Source organism: Pseudomonas monachiensis (genome assembly GCF_047345015.1).
In the GTDB taxonomy this organism is placed as follows: domain Bacteria; phylum Pseudomonadota; class Gammaproteobacteria; order Pseudomonadales; family Pseudomonadaceae; genus Aquipseudomonas; species Aquipseudomonas monachiensis.
This window is the reverse complement of the sequence record NZ_CP178857.1, coordinates 5,831,025-5,853,055: the sequence shown is the minus strand read 5'-3', so window position 1 is coordinate 5,853,055 and position 22,031 is coordinate 5,831,025. Positions and strand designations below refer to the sequence as shown.

Below are 22,031 nucleotides of genomic sequence, written 5' to 3'. Positions count from 1 at the left end.
TTGTTAGCGTCGATCTCCTTTATTCAGGGTCTTTTTATAAGGGAAGCATGCCAATGAAGTTCGCACCGAAATTGCTGGCTGCAGCACTTTGCCTGGGCCTTGCCGGCCAGGTGCTTGCAACGGATCTGAAACACTGGCCCGCCGATCAGGCCAAGGCGCTGGAGGCGATGATCGCCGCCAACGCCAACAAGGGTAACTACGCGGTGTTCGACATGGACAACACCAGTTACCGCTACGACCTCGAAGAGTCGTTGCTGCCGTTCATGGAGAACAAGGGCCTGATCACCCGCGACAAGCTCGATCCCTCCCTGAAACTGATGCCGTTCAAGGACACCGCCGACCACAAGGAAAGCCTGTTCAGCTACTACTACCGCCTCTGCGAAGTCGACGACATGGTCTGCTACCCATGGGTCGCCCAGGTGTTCTCCGGCTTTACGCTCAAGGAGCTCAAGGGTTACGTCGACGAGATGATGGCGTCGGGCAAACCGGTGCCGGCCACCTATTACGAAGGCGATGTGGTCAAGAAACTCGACGTCAACCCGCCGAAAATCTTCACCGGCCAGCAAGAGCTCTACAACAAGCTGATGGAGAACGGCATCGAGGTCTACGTGATGACCGCTGCCTCCGAGGAACTGGTGCGCATGGTCGCGTCCGATCCGAAGTACGGCTACAACGTCAAGCCGCAGAACGTGATCGGTGTGTCGCTGCTGCTCAAGGACCCGAAAACTGGCGAGCTGACTACCGCGCGCAAGCAGGTCACCGCCGGCAAGTATGACGAGAAGGCCAACCTCGGCCTCGAACTGACCCCGTACCTGTGGACCCCGGCAACCTGGATGGCCGGCAAGCAGGCGGCAATCCTGACCTACATCGACGAGTGGAAAAAACCGGTGCTGGTTGGCGGCGATACCCCTAGCAGCGACGGCTACATGCTGTTCCACAGTGTTGATGTGGCCAAGGGCGGCATCCACCTGTGGGTCAACCGCAAGGACAAGTACATGACCCAGATCCAGGGCATGATGGCCAAGAACGCCGCGGCCCAGGCCAAGGAAGGGTTGACGGTGACGGCTGACAAGAACTGGGTGATCGTCAAGCCGGAAGATATCCAGTAAGACGACACCGCTCCCACAGTTGACCGAGTTGATAATAAAAATGCCCCGCACTTGGCGGGGCATTTTCATGTTCGACGGTTAAAACTCAGAGCCCGTCGAGCATCGCCTTGTTACGCACAGCACCCTTGTCGGCACTGGTGGCCAGCAGGGCATAGGCTTTCAGCGCAGTGGTCACTTTGCGCGGACGCACTTCCACCGGCTTCCAGCCTTTCTTGTCCTGCTCAACCCGGCGTGCAGCCAGTTCTTCATCGCTGACCAACAAGTTGATCGAGCGGTTCGGAATGTCGATCAGCACTTTGTCGCCGTTCTGCACCAGGCCGATTGCGCCGCCGGCAGCGGCTTCAGGCGAAGCATGGCCGATGGACAGGCCCGAGGTGCCGCCGGAGAAACGGCCGTCGGTGAGCAGGGCGCAGGCTTTGCCCAGGCCTTTGGATTTCAGGTACGAAGTCGGGTAGAGCATTTCCTGCATGCCCGGGCCGCCTTTCGGGCCTTCGTAGCGAATGATGACGATGTCGCCTTCTTTCACTTCGTCAGCAAGGATGCCGCGCACGGCGCTGTCCTGGCTTTCGAAGATCTTGGCGTTGCCTTCGAACACGTGGATCGACTCGTCGACACCAGCGGTTTTCACCACGCAACCGTCAAGAGCGATGTTGCCGTAGAGAACGGCCAGGCCGCCTTCTTGCGAGTACGCGTGCTCGACACTGCGGATGCAGCCGTTTTCACGGTCGTCGTCCAGGGTTTCCCAGCGGGTCGACTGGCTGAACGCGGTTTGCGTCGGGATGCCCGCAGGACCGGCCTTGAAGAAGTGGTGCACGGCTTCGTCGGTGGTCTGGGTGATGTCCCACTTGGCGATGGCTTCTTCCATGCTGCGGCTGTGCACGGTCGGCAGCTGGGTATGCAGCAAGCCGCCACGGGCCAGCGAACCGAGGATGCTGAAAATCCCGCCGGCACGGTGCACGTCTTCCATGTGGTACTTCTGGATGTTCGGCGCGACCTTGCACAGTTGCGGCACGTGACGGGACAGACGGTCGATGTCGCGCAGGTCGAAATCGATCTCGGCTTCCTGGGCAGCGGCCAGCAAGTGCAGGATGGTGTTGGTGGAACCGCCCATGGCGATGTCCAGGGTCATGGCGTTTTCGAACGCCTGGAAGTTGGCGATGTTGCGCGGCAGTACCGACTCGTCATTCTCGCCGTAGTAACGCTTGCACAGCTCGACGATGGTGCGGCCGGCCTGCAGGAACAGCTGCTCGCGGTCGCTGTGGGTGGCCAGGGTCGAACCGTTGCCCGGCAATGCCAGACCCAGGGCTTCGACCAGGCAGTTCATCGAGTTGGCGGTGAACATGCCGGAGCACGAACCGCAGGTCGGGCATGCGCTGCGCTCGTACTCGGCGACTTTCTCGTCAGAAGCGCTGGAGTCGGCGGCGATCACCATGGCGTCGACCAGGTCGAGGCCGTGGGAGGCAAGTTTGGTCTTGCCGGCTTCCATCGGGCCGCCGGATACGAAGATCACCGGGATGTTCAGGCGCAGGGACGCCATCAACATGCCGGGGGTGATCTTGTCGCAGTTGGAGATGCACACGATCGCGTCGGCGCAGTGGGCGTTGACCATGTACTCGACGGAGTCGGCGATGATCTCGCGGCTCGGCAGCGAATAGAGCATGCCGTCGTGGCCCATGGCGATGCCGTCATCGACAGCGATGGTGTTGAATTCCTTCGCCACGCCGCCGGCGCGTTCGATCTCGCGGGCGACCAGTTGGCCCAGGTCCTTGAGGTGTACGTGACCCGGTACGAACTGGGTGAACGAGTTGGCAATGGCGATGATCGGCTTCTTGAAGTCGTCATCTTTCATCCCCGTGGCGCGCCACAGTGCGCGGGCACCGGCCATGTTGCGGCCGTGGGTGGATGTTTTCGAGCGGTAATCAGGCATGAAGCACTCCGGGCGGCTAATCAGGTATCAAAAGGGAAGTGAGCTTCTATTGACGTCTGGAACACTCAGAAATGGCCGCGTGTCCGGAAGTTGCCGATAACTTTGCGGGATCGCCGCGCGCTTCAGCTTGAGCTCATAAACCCGCCGGGGATGACTGGCGATGAATGTTCGCGATTCTACACGGCTGGCGGCTGGAGGGAATGCTCGCAAGCATGGAGAGAGCGTTCACATGACGTGTGGGCAAACTCTCGGCGTCATGCCTCGCTGATCGGGTGGCGCTGACTGATCACAGTGTTCAGCCCTGCCCCCATGGCACTCAGAATCAAAAAGCACACTGCAAGGGCAGTAATCAGGTGATCACTGGCCATGTTGATCACGGCACTGATCAGGCCGCCACACATGAAAATAAACAGACTGCCGGCAGAAGTCGCGGTACCGGCATGTTGCGGGTAGAGGCCCATTGCCCTGGAGTTGGCGATGGGCCGGGAAATGGTGGTGCCGGCAGTGCAGATCAGCATGGGGATCAGCACCGTTGCGGCGGACAGGCCGAATTGCAGGTTCAGCCAGAGCATCACCAGTCCCGACAGGGCGATCAGGCCCAGGCCTGTGATGATTTGCGTGGAGCCTTCCAGATGGCGATGCAGGATGCTCGCAACAACCCCGCCGATTACATAAGCCGAGCCATACAGCAACAGCGCCCAGGCGAACTGATAGGCCGAAAGGTCCAGGTGTTCCATGAAAATGATCGGCGAAATGACGATGAACGAAAAATGGCAGGCGAAGGCGAGGGCAGAGATCAGCCAGTAGCCGGTAAATCGGATGTCGGAAAGGAGCATCCAGTACGCGCCGAAAAATCGCCGGGACTGCCGCTCGCTACTTCGGCTTTCTTTTAGCAGGAACCACGATCTCAGCCAGACAATGGCTGCCAGGGTGATGAATACATAAAAGCTGCCCTGCCAATCCAGATGCAACTGCAACCATGTACCCATCAGCGGAGAACTGGAGATGAAAATCCCGCCGGCGGTCGTCGTCCAGATGCGCAGTCGTTCCAGCTCGCGGCCGCTGAACAGATCCTGGATCAATGCCTGAGACAAGGCAAACGATCCGCAGCCCACTGCCTGAACCACTCGAAAGCCCAAAAACCAGGTGAAATCGGTGGCGAACAGGCAACCTGTTGCTCCCACCGCGGCAAGTGCCATCCCCCCCAGTAACAGCTTTTTGCGGCCGAACATGTCGGACAACGGCCCGATCAGCAGCAGTGAGCACGCCAGGCCGATGGCAAAGATGCTGACGGATAGGGCGATATCGGAAGGTGTGGTACGAAAGTGGTCGGAAAGGGCGGGGAAGGAGGGAAGGACCACGTCGAGAGGGAAAACGGCGAGCAGCGTCATGGCCATCAGCAGCAGGATGAACGACGACTTTTCTTTGGCATGCAGGGTGTTGGTCATCAATCAACGCGCTCGGTCCGTGAAGGGGGAGACGAGAGTTGATTTGATGCGGTTGCAAGTCAATGCCGGTGGCGCGGGACTTTTCTGAAACTGTTGTAGGAGCGAGCTGACTCGCTCCTGCACGCAGGTTTTGGTTAGCTGTTAGGCAACAACCGGCAAGTAATGCTCTTGATGTACCGCGTCTCGGCAATGGCCGGGTGCACTGGATGATCCGGACCTTGACCACCACGTTCCAGTATCTGAATGTTGCGGTCCAGGTGACGGGCGCTGGTCAGCAGAATGTTCTGCAGGTCGTCTTCCGGCAGGTGCATCGAGCACGATGCGCTGACCAGGATGCCGTCCTTGGTGAGCAGGCGCATGGCTTGTTCGTTCAGGCGGCGGTAGGCGCCTTCGCCGTTCTTCATGTCTTTCTTGCGCTTGATGAACGCCGGCGGGTCGGCCACGATCACGTCGAAGCGTTCCTCGCTGGCTTTCAGCTCTTTGAGGGCTTCGAACACGTCGCCTTCGATGCAGGTCATTTTCTCGGCGAAGCCGTTCAGCGCGGCGTTGCGCTCGACACCGTCGAGGGCGAAGGCCGAAGCGTCGACGCAGAACACTTCACTGGCGCCGAACGCGGCAGCCTGCACGCCCCAGCCGCCGATGTAGCTGTAGAGGTCGAGCACGCGTTTGCCTTTGGCGTACGGCGCCAGGCGTGCGCGGTTCATGCGGTGGTCGTAGAACCAGCCGGTTTTCTGACCCTGGATGACCGGGGCTTCGAATTTCACGCCGTTCTCTTCGAGGGCAACCCACTCCGGCACCAGGCCGAATACGGTTTCTACGTAGCGGGTGAGGCCTTCGGCGTCACGGGCAGCGGAGTCGTTCTTGAACAGGATGCCGCTCGGCTTGAGCACTTGGGTCAGCGCTGCAATCACGTCGTCTTTATGGGCTTCCATGGTCGCCGAGGCGATCTGTACCACCAGGATGTCGCCGAAACGGTCGACCACCAGGCCTGGCAGCAGGTCGGAATCACCGTAGACCAGGCGGTAGAACGGCTTGTCGAACAGACGATCACGCAGGGACAGGGCTACGTTCAGGCGATGCACCAGCAGCGACTTGTCCAGCGGCAACTTGATGTCGCGCGACAGCACACGGGCGCAGATCAGGTTGTTCGGGCTCATGGCAACGATGCCCAGCGGCTTGCCGCCGGCGGCTTCGAGGATCGCCTGGTCGCCGGCCTTGAAACCGTGCAAAGGCGTAGCGGCTACATCGATTTCGTTGCTGTAGACCCACAAGTGACCGTTGCGCAGACGACGGTCGGCGTTGGCTTTGAGGCGCAGGCTAGGCAGGGACATGTCGTCGCTCCGGAAAAAAGAGCGGGAGTATAGCGTGTTGGGACCCCGGATTGGCCTGCAAGTGGACATGTGGCGAGTGTTGTCATGCGATTTGGTATGTCGGATCCAACTTCATAAAGGTTAGAATCACCGTCTGACCCAGAGTGTGCACAAATGTCCCAAGAGCTGACTTCCGAACAGATCCAACAAGCCCTGCAGGGCATCAGCGTACCGGCCCAGCCGCAAATCATGGTGGATTTGCAGATGGAGCAGTACATGCCCGATCCGGACCTGGAAGTCATTGCCAAACTGATCTCCCAGGATCCGGGACTTTCCGGGTCCCTGCTGAAGATCGTCAATTCGCCGTACTACGGGCTGAGCAACAAGATTGCTTCGATCCAGCGCGCGGTGAATCTGCTGGGCAGCCGTTCGGTCATCAACCTGATCAATGCGCAGTCGATCAAGGGCGAGATGAATGACGACACCATTGTCACCCTGAACCGTTTCTGGGACACCGCTCAGGACGTGGCCATGACCTGCCTGACCCTGGCCAAGCGCATCGGCATAGAGAACGGCGATGAAGCCTATGCCCTGGGCCTGTTCCACGACTGCGGCGTGCCCTTGATGCTCCAGCGCTTCCCCGACTACATGGGCGTTCTGGAGCAGGCCTATGCCAACGCCAGCGCCGAATGCCGGGTGGTGGACACGGAGAACCAGGTGTTCAATACCAATCACTCGGTGGTCGGGTATTACACGGCCAAGTCCTGGCGCCTGCCGGAACACGTGAGCGCGGCGATCGCCAATCACCACAATGCCCTGGCGATCTTCAGCGATGAATCTTCGCGCAACAGTTCGTTGAAGAACCTGTTGGCGATCCTGAAGATGGCCGAGCACATTTGCGCGTCGTACCGCGTGCTGGGCAATCAGACCGAAGATCACGAGTGGAACAGCATCGCGCCGCTGGTGCTCGATTATGTCGGCCTCTCGGACTACGACTTCGAGACCCTCAAGCAGACGATCCGCGACCTCGGCACTCATCGCTGAGTGTCGGAACCTTCCAGGCCATGCGCCTGAGCCGAGAGCACCATGCCTGAATTGCCAGAAGTCGAAACCACCCGTCGCGGCATCGCGCCGTACCTGGAGGGTCAGCGTGTCAGCCGGGTGATCGTGCGTGACCGGCGCTTGCGCTGGCCAATTCCCGAAGACCTCGATGTGCGGTTGTCCGGACAGCGTATCGTGCTGGTGGAACGACGCGCCAAGTACCTGCTGATCAATGCCGAAGTCGGCACCTTGATCAGCCATTTGGGTATGTCAGGCAATTTGCGGCTGGTGGAAGCCGGGCTGCCGGCGGTCAAGCATGAGCATGTGGACATCGAACTGGAGTCGGGCCTGGCCCTGCGTTACACCGACCCGCGACGCTTCGGCGCAATGCTCTGGAGCCTCGACCCGTTCAATCACGAATTGCTGATCCGCCTGGGCCCTGAGCCACTGACTGACCTGTTCGACGGCGAGCGTCTGTTCCAGCAGTCCCGCGGACGTTCGATGGCGGTCAAGCCGTTCATCATGGACAACGCGGTGGTGGTGGGCGTGGGCAATATCTACGCGACTGAAGCGTTGTTCGCCGCCGGGATCGATCCGCGCCGCGAAGCCAAGAGCATTTCCCGTGCGCGTTACTTGAAGCTGGCCATCGAGATCAAGCGCATCCTGGCCGCCGCCATCGAGCGCGGCGGTACAACGTTGCGGGACTTTATCGGCGGTGACGGTCAGCCTGGTTATTTCCAGCAGGAACTGTTCGTGTACGGCCGTGGCAGTGAACACTGCAAGGTCTGTGGCACGGGCTTGCGGGAAGTGAAGCTCGGGCAGCGCGCCAGCGTGTTTTGCCCGCGTTGTCAGAGCTGATACGTCAGTTAGATTTTCAGTGAGGCTGATGACGCCTTCGCGAGCAAGCCCGCTCCCACAGGGGAATGCATTCCAAATGTGGGAGCGGGCTTGCTCGCGAAGGCGGCCTGACAGGCGCCGAATGGCTTAAGCCTTCCCGGTAATTTTCCGGTACTTCTCCATCAACTGCTCTTCAGTCTCCGGATGAGCTTCGTCCAGTGGAATGCAATCCACCGGGCAAACCTGCTGGCACTGCGGTTCGTCGTAGTGGCCGACACACTGGGTGCACAGGTTCGGGTCGATCACGTAGATCTCTTCGCCTTGGGAAATGGCGGCGTTCGGGCACTCGGGTTCGCAGACGTCGCAGTTGATGCAATCGTCGGTGATGATCAGGGACATGCTAACTCCAGCCAGGGCGGCAAGCCCGGGCGCAATAAACCAATGCGCACAATTGTGCCGCATTGGCGCCCGCAGTGCACGCGGGCGCGATCAAGTGCAGAAAGGTGCAGGCTGCGAAAGCTGAAAAGACCGCAGTCTGCGCCAGCTCCTACTTCTTGAAGCGTTCGGTCAGTGCATCCGCCACCACAGGGTGCACGAACTTGGTGATATCGCCGCCCAAGGCTGCAATTTCACGGACCAGCGTCGAGGAAATGAACGAATAACGCTCGGACGGGGTCAGGAACAGGCTTTCCACGTCCGGCGCCAACTGGCGGTTCATGTTGGCCAGCTGGAATTCGTATTCGAAGTCCGACACCGCACGCAAACCACGCAGGAACACATTGGCGTTCTTCTCTTTGGCGAAGTGCGCCAACAGCGTCGAGAAGCCGACGACTTCAACGTTCGGCAGATGTTTAGTGACCTCGCGCGCCAGTTCTACCCGTTGTTCCAGAGGAAACAGCGGGTTTTTCTTCGGGCTCGCGGCGACGGCGATGATCACGTGATCGAACAGGCGCGAGGCGCGTTCGACCAGATCGCCATGGCCCTTGGTAATAGGGTCGAAGGTACCTGGGTACAACACTCGGTTCATCGCGTCGTCCTGGCGGGAATCCGTTGGGGAGTCGGATGGTATCGCAGCCTTCCCGGTCGGCCAAGTCGCCTGTTGGGTAAGAAAGCACTATAGACGATGGGAATATTCGTCATTTTCATGGATTTTTTAAACGTTCGGCCAGGGAAGTCGCCAGTTGTGCCGTCAGTCCGTAGACCGACAACTGCGGATTGGCGCCAATGCTGGTGGGGAACAGCGAGCCGTCGTGAATCGACAGATTGCCCAGTTGGTGATGTCGGCCGAGGCTGTCGGTCACCGCGATTGTCGGGTCTTCTCCCATGGCGCAACCGCCCATCACATGGGCACTGCCCAGGCGTGTGCGATACAACTCCAGGCTCAGGCTGTCGATCAGCGTGCGCGCTTCGGCGAGGGTCTTCACGTAGCGGGCGTCGGCGTGCATCGGCATCACGGCCTTGGCGCCACCGGCAAACTGGATCTCGGCCATGGTATGGAACGCCCGACGCAATCCATCCCAGGCGTAGGGTGATAGCTGGTAATCCAGCACCGGCGTGTCATCGCTGCGCAATTCGACGCTGCCACCGGGGCTGTCCGGGTGAAAACCGTCCCGCAGCAACGCCAGCATGGCGTGGGTATGGGCCAGATTGGCCATGTGCTGCGAGTTTTCCTGGCCGAAACCACCGAGCAGTGTCGTGGCCAGCGCCGGATGCAGGGGCGGGACTTCCAGTTTGTAGGACATCTTGCCCGTGGTGCCGTCCTGCCACTGGAAATGGTCGGAATAGATCGACTGCGGCGCGCCGTAGAAAGGGTTGACCACTTCGTCGAACAACGCAGCGGACATGTTCACCGGGTGCAGGAATGTGCGTTTGCCCAGGCGCTTGTGCGGATCGGGTGCTCCGGAACGCATCAGCAGGGCCGGGCTGTTGATGCCGCCACCGGCCAGCACGAAATGCCGCGCCTTGACCGTGATGGTGCGTCCGGTCGGTGCGACGCAGCGTTCATCCATCGCCGAACATTGCAGGCCGATGACCTTGTCGCCGCTGATGTTGAGTTTTTCGGCGCGGGCCAGGTAAAGCAGCTCGCCGCCTTTTTCCAGGGTTGCTGGAATGGTGGTGACCATCATCGATTGCTTGGCGTTGGTCGGGCAGCCCATGCCGCAGTAGCCGAGGTTCCAGCAGCCGCGAACGTTGCGCGGGATGACGTGCCATGAGTAATTCAGTGCTTCGCAGCCCTTGCGGATCACATCGTTGTTGGCGTTGGGTGGCACCATCCACGGCGCGACGCCCAGGCGTTGCTCCATTTTCTCGAACCACGGCGCCATTTCCGCCGGGCTGTGGCCCTTGACGTTGTGCTCTTTGGCCCAGTGTTCCAGGGTCGGCTCCGGAGTGCGGAAACTGGAAGTCCAGTTGATCAGCGTGGTACCGCCCACTGCCCGGCCCTGGAGGATGGTGATCGCGCCGTCCTTGCTCATGCGGCCGATGCCTTCCTGGTAAAGGCTGGCGTAGGCCTGGTCTTCCAGCAGCTTGAAGTCGCTGCTGGTCTTGAGCGGGCCTTCCTCGATCAGCAGCACCTTGTAGCCGGCGGCACTGAGGATTTCGGCGGTGGTGCCGCCGCCGGCACCACTGCCGATGATCGCCACGTCCGCTTCGAGCGTCAGGTCCTGGGTCAGTTGCGAGCCGTTGTAGGTTTTCCAGCCTCGGGCCATGCCTTCGCGGAACGGATCGGGTACGGGCATCTTTCAGGTTCTCTTTATTATTTTGGATGCGGTGGTGTGGCGACTGGCGCCATCGCGGGCAAGCCACGCTCCCACAGGTTATGTGCAGAGTTTTAAACGGTGGGTGGCCCGGGATACCCGCAATGCGCCCACGATTCCTTGCGGCCGTACCAGGCCATCATCACCAGTTGCAGCAAGGAACTGTGACCCATGCGCAACAGGCTCAACGAGCTGTTTTCCCAGCGGTTCAGAAACTGCCGGATATCATCGGCCCTGGCATTTTCCCAGCTGCCCCAGATCCCGGTCAGCGGTCCGCGGGTCACGGCCATGCCCAGCACATCGAACAGTTGCTGGGTCAGCTTGAGCATCTCCGGCGACAGGTGGGCGAGGTTGTAGTCCAGGCTTTTCAGTGTGCCCTCGACAGCCTCGGGCATCCGTTCGGTGGTCACGGCACCCTCGAGCATGACCGGAATCAATGCCCGCAAGAACAGCAGGTCGCCGCTGCGCAACGTGACAAAACCATTGGCCGGAACGCTCGACGAGCAACCGCTGAGGCTGGCTCCGAGCCCGGCGGTGGCAAGGAAAGCTGTGGCGCCGAGGCTGAATTTAAGCAGCCCGCGCCGTGACAGCGCGGGTGTATCGGACAGGCTGGGGATCATTATTGTTATTACCTGACGGTGATGATCGTTAGCGGATGAACAGCTTCTGGATCAGCTTCTGAATCGACTTGCCGTACGGCGGGTAGATCAACTTCGCGGCGTTGAACCGTTGTTTGATCAACACGCCTTTGGCCTTGCTGAAGGTCAGGAAGCCTTCATGGCCGTGGTAGTGGCCCATGCCCGAGGCACCGATGCCGCCAAACGGCATGTCGTCCTGGGCGACGTGCAGCAGGGTGTCGTTCAGGCACACGCCGCCGGAATGGGTTTCGTGCAGCACGCGCTGTTGTTCGCGCTTGTCGTAGCCGAAGTAATACAGCGCCAGTGGGCGAGGGCGCTGGTTGATGTAGGCAAAAGCCTGGTCCAGATCCTTGTACGGCACGATCGGCAGCAGCGGCCCGAAGATTTCGTCCTGCATCACCGTCATCTCGTCCGTGACGTTGAGCAGCAGGCTATGGCCCATGCGGCGGCCCTGGCCCTGGTCGAACAGCGGCATCAGCAGCGCACCCTTGCTGGTGGCGTCGCTGACGTAACCGTTGAGACGCGCCAGTTGTCGCTCATTGATGATCGCGGTGTAGTCCGGGTTGTCGGCCAGCGTCGGATAGAACCCGCGGACGGCTGTGCGATAGGCTTCGACGAAACTTCCGACGCGATCCTCCGGCACCAGCACATAGTCAGGGGCCACGCAGGTCTGGCCGGCATTCAGGGTCTTGCCGAAGGCGATGCGCTCGGCGGCGTCCTTGAGCGGCACGTCGTGAGAAACAATGGCCGGGGACTTGCCGCCCAGTTCCAGGGTCACCGGGGTCAGGTTTTGCGCAGCGGCGCGCATCACGTGTTTGCCAATGCTGGTGGCGCCGGTGAACAGCAGGTGATCAAACGGCAGGCGTGAAAACGCCACGCCCATATCCGCCTCGCCCAGGACCACGCAAACCAGGTCTTCGGGGAAGATTCGCGCCAGCAGTTGCTTCATCAGCAAGCCGGTCGCGGGGGTCGACTCACTGAGTTTGAGCATTACCCGATTGCCCGCCGACAGCGCGCCGACCAACGGACCGATGGCCAGGTACAGCGGATAGTTCCACGGCACGATGACCCCGACCACGCCCAGCGGTTGGTAAACCACTTTGGCCGAAGCCGGCTGGAAGGCGGCGCCCACCTTGCGTCGCGAGGCGCGCATCCAGCCCTTGAGGTGTTTGCTGGCGTAATGGATGCCGTGCAGGCTGGGCATCAGTTCGGCGAGCAGGGTTTCATCGGCGCTGCGATGGCTGAAGTCCTGGCTGATCGCATCGATCAGGGCCTGGCGTTCATTGTTCAATAAATCCTTTAGTGCCTTGAGCCATTGCTGGCGCTGCGCGGCCGGTGGCATCGGGTTGGCGGCGTAGGCGGCACGCTGTGCGTCGAACAGGGCCTGAAGCTCTTCCAGCGGCTGCTGTAGGTTCTGCAGGTAGGAAATTTCAGCAGTCATGGTCGGCTCCGGATTTATTGTAATGAAGCACTTTTTAGAGTCTATGCTCTAAAAAGTCAAATGACATCCTGGAACAGCTTGGTTTTATCCGCTCGCGGATAGATCTAAGATGCCCGTCAACGCACTCTGAATTAAAGCTCAAGCCATGGCCCCACGGATCAAAACCAGCGAGCGCATCGTGCAGAACAGCCTGGAGCTGTTCAATCAGCAGGGCGAGCGCAGCATCAGCACCAACCACATTGCTGCCCACATGGAAATTTCCCCGGGCAACCTGTACTACCACTTCCCGAACAAGCAGGCGATCATCGCCGTGCTGTTCAGCGAGTACGAAAGCCTGGTGGACAGCTTCCTGCGCCCGCCCCAGGGCCGCGCCGCCACGGTGGAAGACAAACGCTTCTACCTCAAGGAGCTGCTGTCGGCGATGTGGCGCTACCGGTTTCTGCATCGCGATCTCGAGCATCTGCTCGACAGCGATCCGGACCTTGCCGACCGCTATCGACGCTTCTCCCAGCGCTGCCTGATCCAGGGTTCGGCGATCTACGAAGGTTTCGTCGCCGCCGGCATCCTGAAGATGGACAAGGTGCAGATCGAGTCCCTGACGCTCAATGCCTGGATCATCCTCACTTCCTGGGTGCGCTTCCTGTGCACCACGCGGGAGAACTCCAGCCACTTGAGCGAACAGGCCATTAAACGCGGGGTGTATCAGGTGCTGGTGCTGGAAGCCGGGTTCGTCACGGATGAGGCCCGCGATGCGGTCAGCGCCTTGTTCGAAGAGTTTTACGTGCCCCTCGCCCAGGCGCTGGAAGAAGTACAGTAGGATCAAGTTCGAGTTATTCAAAGGAGCCCGCTATGCCCATTGCGCAACTGATCAGCCCGCAAGCACTGGACCTGAAAAAGGACCAGCCGGGGCTGGTGATTCTGGATTGTCGTTTTGCCCTCGAAGACCCGGATTACGGTCAGCGCAGCTATGCCGAAGGGCACATCGCCGGTTCGAGCTATGCCGACCTCGAACGCGATCTGAGTGGTGCCGTGGTCAAGGGCGTGACCGGGCGTCATCCGTTGCCCGAGCCGGCGCAACTGATCGAGCGCCTGCAAGCCTGGGGCATCAATGCCGATAGCGAAGTGGTTCTGTATGACGACGGTCCGGGAGCCTATGCGGCGCGGGCCTGGTGGTTGCTGGCATGGCTGGGCAAGCGCGACGGTGTATTCATCCTCGATGGCGGTCTCAAGGCCTGGCACGCGGCCGGTTTGCCGCTGAGCCTGGATGCGCCGGTGATCACCCCTGGATCCTTCACCGGCAGTCCTGACACGGCGTTGCTGATCAGTGCCGAGCAGCTGCAAAAGCGCCTTGCACGGCCGGAACTGACCCTGCTTGATGCCCGCGCACTGCCGCGTTTCAAGGGTGAAATGGAACCAATCGATCCGGTTGCCGGGCACATTCCCGGTGCCCAGTGTGCGGCGTTTACCGACAACCTGGACAGTGACGGGCGCTTCCTGCCAGCCGATCAGCTCAAGCAGCGCTTCGCCGCGAAATTGGGCGATCGCTCACCGAGTGATCTTGTAGCGTATTGCGGTTCCGGTGTGACGGCGTGCCACAACCTGTTTGCGCTGTGTCTGGCCGGTTATCCGTTGGGTTCGTTGTATGCCGGGTCGTGGAGCGAGTGGATCAATGAGCCTGCGCGGGGCATCGCCACCGGCGAATGAGCGCCACGAAACCTTGTGGGAGCGAGCTTGCTCGCGATGGGGCCATTACATTCAATATTGATGCTGATTGTTAAGCCGCCATCGCGAGCAAGCTCGCTCCCACAGGGATGGATGGTGTTTGTGAGACCTCGTTAAGCCTCAAGTCCCCGCTTTGCACTGCGATACGCCCCCGGTCCAACCCCATACACCTGCTTGAACTGTCGGCTCAGATGGCTCTGGTCGGCAAACCCCAGTTGCATCGCAACTTCCAGCGGCAAACAACCACTTTGCAGCAAGGCCCGCGCCCGGGCGATGCGTTGTTGCATCAGCCAGGTGTGTGGCGGCATACCGGTGGCCCGACGGAACACCCGGGCGAAATGGAATGGCGAGAGGTTGACCGCCGCCGCCAGCACCTCCAGGGAGGGTGGTTCTGCCAGTTGTGCGTGCAGCAGTTCCTTGGCCACTGTCACCGCCCGGTGTTCTTTCCCGGGTTTTCCAGCGTTCGGAACCGCCGCATGACGCTGCAACAGCGACAGCATCAGTTCGCGCCAGACCGTTTGTTGCTGCAATGCGGTGGCGGGGCTTTCCAGTAAACGGTGAAGCTGGCAGAAACCGTTCACCAGATCCCGATCGCGATACAGCGTGGCGCCGAACGCCGGCAAGTGATGGGTCGGCAGTTCGAGTTCGGCCAGTAGCGAAGTTATCTGCCCGCTGTCTGGATAAAACGCCCGGTACAGCCAGCCATCCTCGGTGCCTTTGTGGCCGGTGTGCAGTTCATCGGGGTTGATCAGCACCAGCGTGCCGCTACCCGCCAGGTGTTCGGCGCCGCGATAGCGATAACGCTGGGCGCCGGCCATGATCATGCCGATCACATAGCCGTCATGCACATGGGGGGCAAAGCGATGATCGATGTAGCGGGCGGACAACAACTCGACCCCGGCCAGTGGCGGGGTTTGCCAGAATTGGATTGACTCGCCTTGTTCGGCATCCATGATTCAAGTGCGCCCTGCGGCGGCCAGCCACTCGGGGATGCGCCGTTCCAGGTAGTAACCCGGTTGCCTGAGCGTGCCGTCGACGAAGCCGACATGCCCGCCCTTGGCTTGCAGTTCGAATTGCGTGCAAGCGGACAACTCGTCGACTTGCGGCAGGCTGTGGGGAAAAACGAAGGGGTCGTCGGCGGCCTGAATCATCAAGGTCGGCGTACGAATTTCACCAAGGAAATAGCGGCTTGAGGCGCGACGATAGTAATCCTCGGCATCGGCGAAACCGTGCAGTGGTGCGGTGACGCGACCATCGAAATCCCAGAACGTGCGCATGTTTTCCATGGATCCGAGGGCCGCCAGTGCGGCCAGGCCCTCCTCGCGTCCGTCGTGCTGGAACTGTCGCTGTTTGTTCTTGATGTAGGCGACCATCTCGCGCATGAAATGTGCCTGGTAAACCTTGGAAAAGCCTTGGCCGATACGGTCGGCGCACTGGTCCAGGCGGAACGGCACCGACACCGCCACGGCGCCCATCAAATTACTGTCGCTACCGGTTTCGCCCAAATGCTTGAGCAGGACATTACCGCCCAGGGAGTAACCCACCGCATACAGTGGCGCCAGAGGCCGTTTGGCCCGCAAGTGTTTGATGGCTTCGGCCAGGTCTTCACTGGCACCGGAATGGTAACTGCGCGGCAGCAAATTGGGTTCGCCCGAACAACCGCGCCAGTTCAGCGCGACGCTGGCCCAACCTCGGTCGTCCAGGGCCTTTTGCATGCCAGCGACATAAGGCGAATTCGAGGAGCCGGTGAGCCCGTGCAACACCAGTACCAGGGGTGCGTTGGCGCTGTGTGGGCCATGCCAGTCGAGGTCGAGGAAGTCGCCGTCTTCAAGCCACAGGCGTTCGCGTTCGCGGTCGATGTGCACGGTTTTACGCCACAGCGGCCCCCACAAGGTTTGCAAGTGCGGATTGCCGATGCCGAAGGCAGGGGTAAAGGACGGCGGTGGGGCCAGGGCGGGGTGCGGTTGCACAGTCATTCTCGGTGGAGGTGTTCATGAGTCTGCCCGAAGACGCGGCGGGGCAGCGCCGCGACCGCGTCATCATGGCTGCTGTCTAACTTGCCACAATCTCGCCAGGCATGCGACACATGGCATTGGTTGCGCTTTCGCTCGGAGCTGGCAGCGGTTGTTGATCTGTCTTCGGCCCCAGAATGACAACGCGCCATTGGTCGGCGTGGTGATGCCGGTTGAGCGCGCTTTTGATTGAAGCGAGGTCCAGCTTCAAGGCCGCTTGCGTGGAAAAATCGAGGTCCAGCGGCAGATCGTGGGCGCTGATGATTTGCAATCGCTTCAGGATCTGCGCGTTGGTAGCACTGTTCAACGGTGAGCTACCGGCCAGTTGCTGTTGGATGTCGTCAAGTTCCTGTTGGGTCGGCCCTTGGGCGAGGAAGTCGCTGAACATTGTTTTGATATGGGCCAGCACGGCATCGGCCTGCTCTGGTGGGGCCTGCAATTGAACGGTCAGCCACCCCTGTGCCTGAAGAGCTGAAAGGCCGGCTTCAACGTGGTAGGTCAGGCCTCGGCGCTCACGAAGTTCATTCATCAGTCGGTTGGTGAAAATACTGCTGGCCATGTAAAGCGCGACATAGTCCGGACTGCTTCGCAGGACACTTGGCTGGGTAAGACGCAGGTAAGCCTGGGTCGATGGTCGCTCAATGCGCAGCAGACCTGGAGCGCCTGGGCTTGTCACTGGCTGGATCGCGGCAATGGCCGGTCCCAGGGGCAAGGCCGCTGATATCTGCGCACCGATGCGCTGGGCTTCTTCCTCGGTGAGGTCGCCGACCAGTGTGATCTGGGCATTGCCCGCGGCATAAGCCTGGCGATGAAAGTCTTGCGCCTGGGTGCGGGTGATGGAGGTAAGCCCGGCCCGGGTTCCATAGAGGGACTGAGCATAACCGTGGCCGGGAAACATCTGGCCGAGATTGGCTTCTCGGGCTTGAGCGGCATGGGACTGATCTTCAAGGTCCAGAAAGTACTGAAATTGGGATTTCACCTCAGGCAGGGATTCTTCCGGCAACAGCGGCTTGCCGAGTACCTGGGCGAACAGCTCCAGGGCTGGAGTGCGCCGTGATTCGTCACTCAGGCTACGCAGGGAAAGCCAGGTCCGGTCCTGGCTGATACCCATGTCCATCCTTGCCCCCAGATTATCGAACGTCGCCTGTATGGCATTGACGTCCTTGCCAGCCACACCCTCATTCAAAAGGCCATAGGTGAGCGCAGCCAGGCCGGGTTGATCTGGTGTGAGGGCGCTGCCGGCGGCAAAGCTCACCAGGGCATCGAACATCGGCAGGCCGGGGATGCGGATGAACAGGATCTTCGTTCCGCCGAGGGTTTTGTAACCCTTGATCGGCAGTGTGCGGTGGGTCGTCGGAGTCTGGGGTTCATTGAGCGATTGCAGCGCTGGTTTCCGGGGCGCCGTGGTTGCAGCGGCAGGGGCCTGGGTACTCAACAGCATGCCGGCCAGGATCAATCCATTGATGAGGCCTTTGAACTTATCCATTGTTTTTCTCCGGCAAGATTTTCGCGGTAGTCAGGCGATCACGCGTCAGGTACGTCTTTGCCACCTCCTGAATCTCCAGGGGCGTAACTTTGCTCAACTCATTCGTATCCTGATCGGCCAGCCGCCAGTCCAGGCCGATGGTTTCCAGCAGGCCCAAGGTGTTGGCCTGCCCTTCCAGATCGTCCTGCGCATAAACGGTGTCAGCGATCAGGAGATTTTGCGCGCGTTCCAGCTCCGCCGGTTCCGGTGCCTTGTTCTTCAGTGATTCGATCACTTGCCACAGGCGGGCAAGGGCTTCGTCAGCATCATTGAGCTTGTCCGGGTTGAGCTGTGTGCTGATGGTCAGCAACGAATCACCACGATTGAAGGCGTCGTACTCTGAGCGGGCCTCAGTGAATATCGCTTCGCTCAGTTGCAGTTGTTGTTTGATCCGCGCGCTACTGGATCCGGCCAGTAACATATTAAGAAGGCGCAGGGCATGGGCGGTCCGACGATCCGGTGCCGTGGCCAGGCTTGGCGCGTTGAAGCTCATGATCAGGCGTGGGGAAGCTATCGGTGCATACAGGGTCAGTGACCGTTCACCGGCAGAAGCCAGCTCGACGGGGGCATGGGCCACGGGTGTCGCGCGCCGCTCAAGATGGCCGAAGTGCTGCTGTGCAAGGGCCTTGATCCGCTCAGGCGTTACATCGCCAACCACCACCAGCGTCGCATTGTTTGGCGAATACCAGGCCTGATACCACTGCCGCAATTGCACGGCGTTCATGCGTTGCAAATCGTGCATCCAGCCAATCGTCGGGGTGCGATAGCCGCTGGCCGGGTAGGCAATGCTGTTCAGTCGCTCGCGAGCCGAAGCGATGATTCCATCATCAACGTGCATCCGGCGCTCTTCCTGAATGACCTTGAGCTCCGGAGTGAAGTCCTGTTCATTGAGCTCGGCCGTACTCATCAGGTCAGCCAGTATTTCGAAAGCAACACCTGTCCGGGCAGAGGGCAGTGTCTGGTGAAACGACGTGTAGTCCGTGTAAGTTACGGCGTTTTCACTGGCGCCAATCTTCTTCAGTATCGCCTCGAACTCTCCGGCGCAGGCCTTGCTGCTGCCTTTGTAGACCATGTGTTCGAGGGCGTGGGACAGGCCCGACTGGCCGGGCGGTTCGTAGCTTGCACCGACCTTGATCCAGAGTTGGGCGGTGACAATGGGGGAGCGGTGGTCCTCGCGCACGACAACCTTGAGGCCGTTATCCAGTACGAAGTCTTGCGTCGCAGGGGGGGTCGCCGCGCTGGCCATGAGCGGCAGCCAGGCGATGAAGGGCAGCACAAGCGTGCTGCATGAGATGTTCATCCGTGTTCATCCTCAGTGGTTTGCAGTTAATTGCGCAAACCACTGTGGATGATCCGTAAGGACGTCAGGCGGTAACTATGTAGTGCACTTCACGACCGGTTTGGGGTGGTCGTCTCGCGGGAATCAGAGGTGCGTTGCTCGCAGCTTGTCTGGAAATACCGTGCACCACAGCCGGTCCGCAAGGGACAGGAAACAATTGATGGTGGGTCCATTATTAATGTTCCGGAACCCCCAGCGGTTACTCGAAAGGGTTATCAGTAGGGGCCGGTAACGGCTTTTGCGGCACGGTCGGGCCAGCACTGACGATGACCATCTTGTCCATGCTCAGGTGTTTGTTCATGGCGGCCTTGACCTGCTCGACGGTCAGGGCCTGGGACTGTTGCATGAAGTCTTCCAGGTGACTCAACGGCAAATTAAAGTAGCCGATGACCGCCAGTTGATCGACGATATCGGCGTTGCTGGCGGTGGACAGCGGGAAGCTGCCGGCCAATCCGCGCTTGGCATCGTCAAGCTCTTTTTCGGTCGGGCCGTTCTCAAGGTAGTCGGCCAGCACGTCCTGCACCAGTTTCACGGTGCCTTCGCTCATTTCGGCGCGGGTTTGCAGTTCGATCATGAACGGGCCACGCACCTGCTTTGGGGTGAGGCTCGAATACACGCCGTAAGTCAGGCCGCGTTTCTCGCGCACTTCGCTCATCAAGCGGGTGCCGAAGCCGCCGCCACCGAGAATCTGGTTACCCATGGACAACGCCGCGTAATCCGGGTCGTAGCGGTCGATGCCCAATTGCGCGAGTATCAGGTTGGTCTGCTTGGACGGGAACTCGATATGGCCGACGCTGGCCTTGGGCTCGACCGGTTGCGCGATTTTCGGCAAGGCTGGCCCTTTGGGCAGGGCGCTGGAAATCTGGGCAGCAATCGCTTCGGCTTCCGCGCGGGACAGGTCGCCGACCAGTGCGATCCCAACGTTACCGGCTGTATAGGCTTTCTCGTGGAAAGTACGCAGTTGCGCCAAAGTAATCGCCGGTACGGTTTCCGCCGTGCCGTAGCTGGAATGAGCGTACGGATGATCACCATACAAGCGGCTCATCAGTTCCAGGTTCGCCAATTTACCGGGGTCCTGCTTGTAATATTCGAAATGGGTGAATATCAGATTCTTCATGCGGGTTAACGAGTCGGCCGGGAAGATTGGTTTGCCCACGACTTCAGCGAACAGCTTCAGGGCCGGCTCGCGCTTGTCCTTGGCACTCAGGCTGCGCAGCGTAGCGACTGCCATGTCGTTATAAGTGTCGTTGCCGAAATTGGCGCCAAGGTCTTCGAAGCCCTGGGCAATGGCACTGGCGTCTTTGCCGGCCACTCCTTCGCCGAGCATGGCGTTGGTCAATAGCGCCAGACCGAGTGCGTTGCCGTCGTGGCTGCTGCCGGCGGCGAAGGTCAGGCGCATGTCGAACATCGGCAGTTCATGGGCTTCGACAAACAGCACCTTGGCACCGTTGGCTGTGTTCCAGGTTTGTACGTCAAGTTTGCGGGAGCTCGGTACTTTGCCGTCGAGCATCGCCAGTGATTCCACCGGCAGGTTGGGGCCATCAGGACCGTCAGTCTCATGAGTTGTTTCCTCGGGCAAGGCATGGGCAACACTCACGCGAGAGCGGGTGAAAAATGTGTGGGCCGCTTTCTGGATGTCCTCGGCAGTTACCTCCTGCAGACCGGCAAGTTCAGTATCCATCAGCTTCCACGACAGGCCGATTGTTTCCAGCTGTCCGATGGTGTGAGCCTGACTGTTGATCAAGTCTCGTTGGTAGACCAGTTGAGCGATCGCTCGAGCGCGCGCCCGCTCGATTTCTTCAGCAGAAGGCGCGGTGGTTTTGAGCTGTTCGAGCAGTCGCCACAGGCCGGCTTCAACCTGCTCTATGGTTTTGTGTTTCCGGACGTTAGGTGTCGCTGACAAGGTGAACAAGCTGTCGCCTCGGGTGTAGGGGGAGTAGTACGAGGACGCAAAGGAGACAAGCTCTTCACCACGTTGCAATAGCGCCGGGATACGGGCGCTATAACCACCATCAAGCAGGGACACAATCAGCCGCAAGGCGTTTACCGCGTGTTTGTCTTCGGCGGTGGCTATACCGGGCACGTTGAACGCCATGAGTATTTCCGGTTCCCGGGTCTGTGTGTGCACTGTAATCCTGCGTTCGCCTGGCTCTGCCAGTTCCAGCGGAATCTTGACTGGGGGGATGTCACGACTTTGGATCGGCCCGAACCAACGCTGGGCCAGAGTGACGACCTCTTCCTGTGTCACATCACCCACCACAACTAGCGTGGCATTGTTCGGCGCATACCAGGATTGGTACCAGTGACGCAGCTCTTCGATCTTCATGCGCTCAAGATCGGCCATCCAGCCAATGGTTGGCGTTCTGTAGCCGCTGCTGGGGAAAGTGATGGTAGAGAAGAGTTCTCGCGCCCTGCTCATCGAGCTGTCGTCGACACGCAGGCGGCGTTCTTCCTTGATGACTTCGATCTCTTTATTGAACTCTTCGGCTGGCAGGTGTGCGTTCACCATGCGGTCGGCTTCGAGTTCGAAGGCCACGCCAAGGTAGTCGCGGGACAGCAACTGGTAATAAACGGTAGCGTCGTCGCTGGTGAAGGCATTCTCCTCAGCGCCGAGGCTGCGCAATATTATCGATGCTTCACCGGGTCGGGTTTTATTGCTGCCCTTGAACACCATGTGTTCCAGGGCGTGGGATAGCCCCGATTGCCCCGGATGTTCATAGCTGGAACCGACTTTGTACCAGAGCTGGGAGATCACCACAGGTGCTCGATGATCTTCGCGAACGATGATCTTCAGGCCATTTTCGAGAGTGCACTCATGCGTAGGGGTTGGAGTTCGTTCAGTCATTGGCTTGTTCATCCATTGGTTATTCATTGCATCCATGCGAGACATTTCGCACGTCAACGATGATCCAGGAGCAGAGGAACA

The 22,031-nt window shown here is 60.0% G+C and carries 17 protein-coding genes and 2 pseudogenes; 5 read left to right on the top strand and 14 right to left on the bottom strand.

Translation table 11 applies throughout. The features are described 5' to 3' along the window. The first annotated feature begins 53 nt into the window (after positions 1-53). Positions 54-1,109 (top strand): phosphorylcholine phosphatase, encoded by a 1,056-nt coding sequence (locus ACMDB8_RS26385; RefSeq protein WP_056726460.1) that lies wholly within the window; start codon positions 54-56, stop codon positions 1,107-1,109. Between the two features lie 85 nt (positions 1,110-1,194). Here ACMDB8_RS26385 and ilvD read toward each other — a convergent pair whose 3' ends face one another. The 3 genes from ilvD to ACMDB8_RS26370 form a co-directional block, all read right to left on the bottom strand. Further along, positions 1,195-3,036 carry a dihydroxy-acid dehydratase gene (gene ilvD / locus ACMDB8_RS26380; protein ID WP_409078163.1) on the bottom strand — a complete coding sequence of 614 codons (1,842 nt, stop codon included), beginning with the start codon at positions 3,034-3,036 and terminating at the stop codon, positions 1,195-1,197. A 254-nt stretch (positions 3,037-3,290) separates the two neighbouring features. Then, on the bottom strand, positions 3,291-4,433 hold the full coding sequence (locus ACMDB8_RS26375) for an MFS transporter (protein ID WP_409078162.1): 1,143 nt from the start codon (positions 4,431-4,433) through the stop codon (positions 3,291-3,293). Positions 4,434-4,618: 185 nt separating this feature from the next. Continuing rightward, positions 4,619-5,815: a class I SAM-dependent rRNA methyltransferase gene (locus ACMDB8_RS26370; RefSeq protein WP_046039197.1), complete on the bottom strand. Its 1,197-nt coding sequence runs from the start codon at positions 5,813-5,815 to the stop codon at positions 4,619-4,621. A gap of 153 nt (positions 5,816-5,968) precedes the next feature. On the opposite strand from ACMDB8_RS26370, the gene ACMDB8_RS26365 reads away from it, so the two are divergent. Next, on the top strand, positions 5,969-6,838 hold the full coding sequence (locus ACMDB8_RS26365) for an HDOD domain-containing protein (protein WP_056726464.1): 870 nt from the start codon (positions 5,969-5,971) through the stop codon (positions 6,836-6,838). 42 nt (positions 6,839-6,880) lie between these two features. Then, entirely contained in the window at positions 6,881-7,693 is an 813-nt protein-coding gene (mutM, locus tag ACMDB8_RS26360; protein WP_409078161.1) for a bifunctional DNA-formamidopyrimidine glycosylase/DNA-(apurinic or apyrimidinic site) lyase, read from the top strand. Positions 7,694-7,819: 126 nt separating this feature from the next. On the opposite strand, the gene ACMDB8_RS26355 is transcribed toward mutM, so the two are convergent. From ACMDB8_RS26355 to ACMDB8_RS26335, 5 genes are all read right to left on the bottom strand, one after another. Further along, positions 7,820-8,071 (bottom strand): YfhL family 4Fe-4S dicluster ferredoxin, encoded by a 252-nt coding sequence (locus tag ACMDB8_RS26355; RefSeq protein WP_003195146.1) that lies wholly within the window; start codon positions 8,069-8,071, stop codon positions 7,820-7,822. A 148-nt stretch (positions 8,072-8,219) separates the two neighbouring features. After that, complete coding sequence (gene coaD, locus ACMDB8_RS26350) at positions 8,220-8,699, bottom strand: pantetheine-phosphate adenylyltransferase (protein WP_046039203.1); 480 nt, start codon at positions 8,697-8,699, stop codon at positions 8,220-8,222. A 115-nt stretch (positions 8,700-8,814) separates the two neighbouring features. Continuing rightward, positions 8,815-10,410, bottom strand: coding sequence for a GMC family oxidoreductase (locus tag ACMDB8_RS26345; RefSeq protein WP_056726466.1), 1,596 nt, complete (start codon positions 10,408-10,410; stop codon positions 8,815-8,817). Positions 10,411-10,502: 92 nt separating this feature from the next. Continuing rightward, positions 10,503-11,048: a hypothetical protein gene (locus ACMDB8_RS26340; RefSeq protein WP_056726467.1), complete on the bottom strand. Its 546-nt coding sequence runs from the start codon at positions 11,046-11,048 to the stop codon at positions 10,503-10,505. A 28-nt stretch (positions 11,049-11,076) separates the two neighbouring features. Then, positions 11,077-12,507, bottom strand: coding sequence for a coniferyl aldehyde dehydrogenase (locus ACMDB8_RS26335; protein ID WP_409078160.1), 1,431 nt, complete (start codon positions 12,505-12,507; stop codon positions 11,077-11,079). Positions 12,508-12,652: 145 nt separating this feature from the next. Here ACMDB8_RS26335 and ACMDB8_RS26330 point away from each other — a divergent pair, with 145 nt between their 5' ends. Both ACMDB8_RS26330 and ACMDB8_RS26325 read left to right on the top strand, forming a co-directional pair. After that, positions 12,653-13,324, top strand: a complete 672-nt coding sequence (locus ACMDB8_RS26330) for a TetR/AcrR family transcriptional regulator (RefSeq protein ID WP_008048320.1) — start codon at positions 12,653-12,655, stop codon at positions 13,322-13,324. A 32-nt stretch (positions 13,325-13,356) separates the two neighbouring features. Further along, a complete protein-coding gene (locus tag ACMDB8_RS26325) occupies positions 13,357-14,211 on the top strand; it encodes a sulfurtransferase (RefSeq protein ID WP_056726469.1) in 855 nt (284 codons plus the stop codon). Between the two features lie 131 nt (positions 14,212-14,342). On the opposite strand, the gene ACMDB8_RS26320 is transcribed toward ACMDB8_RS26325, so the two are convergent. The 6 genes and pseudogenes from ACMDB8_RS26320 to ACMDB8_RS26295 form a co-directional block, all read right to left on the bottom strand. Beyond that, positions 14,343-15,182 (bottom strand): AraC family transcriptional regulator, encoded by an 840-nt coding sequence (locus ACMDB8_RS26320; RefSeq protein WP_409078159.1) that lies wholly within the window; start codon positions 15,180-15,182, stop codon positions 14,343-14,345. A gap of 3 nt (positions 15,183-15,185) precedes the next feature. Then, a complete protein-coding gene (locus tag ACMDB8_RS26315) occupies positions 15,186-16,181 on the bottom strand; it encodes a hydrolase (RefSeq protein ID WP_236709709.1) in 996 nt (331 codons plus the stop codon). Positions 16,182-16,281: 100 nt separating this feature from the next. Further along, positions 16,282-17,727, bottom strand: a complete 1,446-nt coding sequence (locus ACMDB8_RS26310; RefSeq protein WP_409078158.1) for a M16 family metallopeptidase — start codon at positions 17,725-17,727, stop codon at positions 16,282-16,284. Then, positions 17,720-19,066, bottom strand: a complete 1,347-nt coding sequence (locus ACMDB8_RS26305) for a M16 family metallopeptidase (protein ID WP_409078157.1) — start codon at positions 19,064-19,066, stop codon at positions 17,720-17,722. Before ACMDB8_RS26305 ends, ACMDB8_RS26310 begins: the two co-directional genes overlap by 8 nt. Positions 19,067-19,304: 238 nt before the next feature. Next, positions 19,305-20,630: pseudogene (locus ACMDB8_RS26300) on the bottom strand (M16 family metallopeptidase); the annotation flags it as partial. Between the two features lie 30 nt (positions 20,631-20,660). Then, positions 20,661-21,986: pseudogene (locus ACMDB8_RS26295) on the bottom strand (M16 family metallopeptidase); the annotation flags it as partial. Positions 21,987-22,031 lie beyond the last annotated feature (45 nt).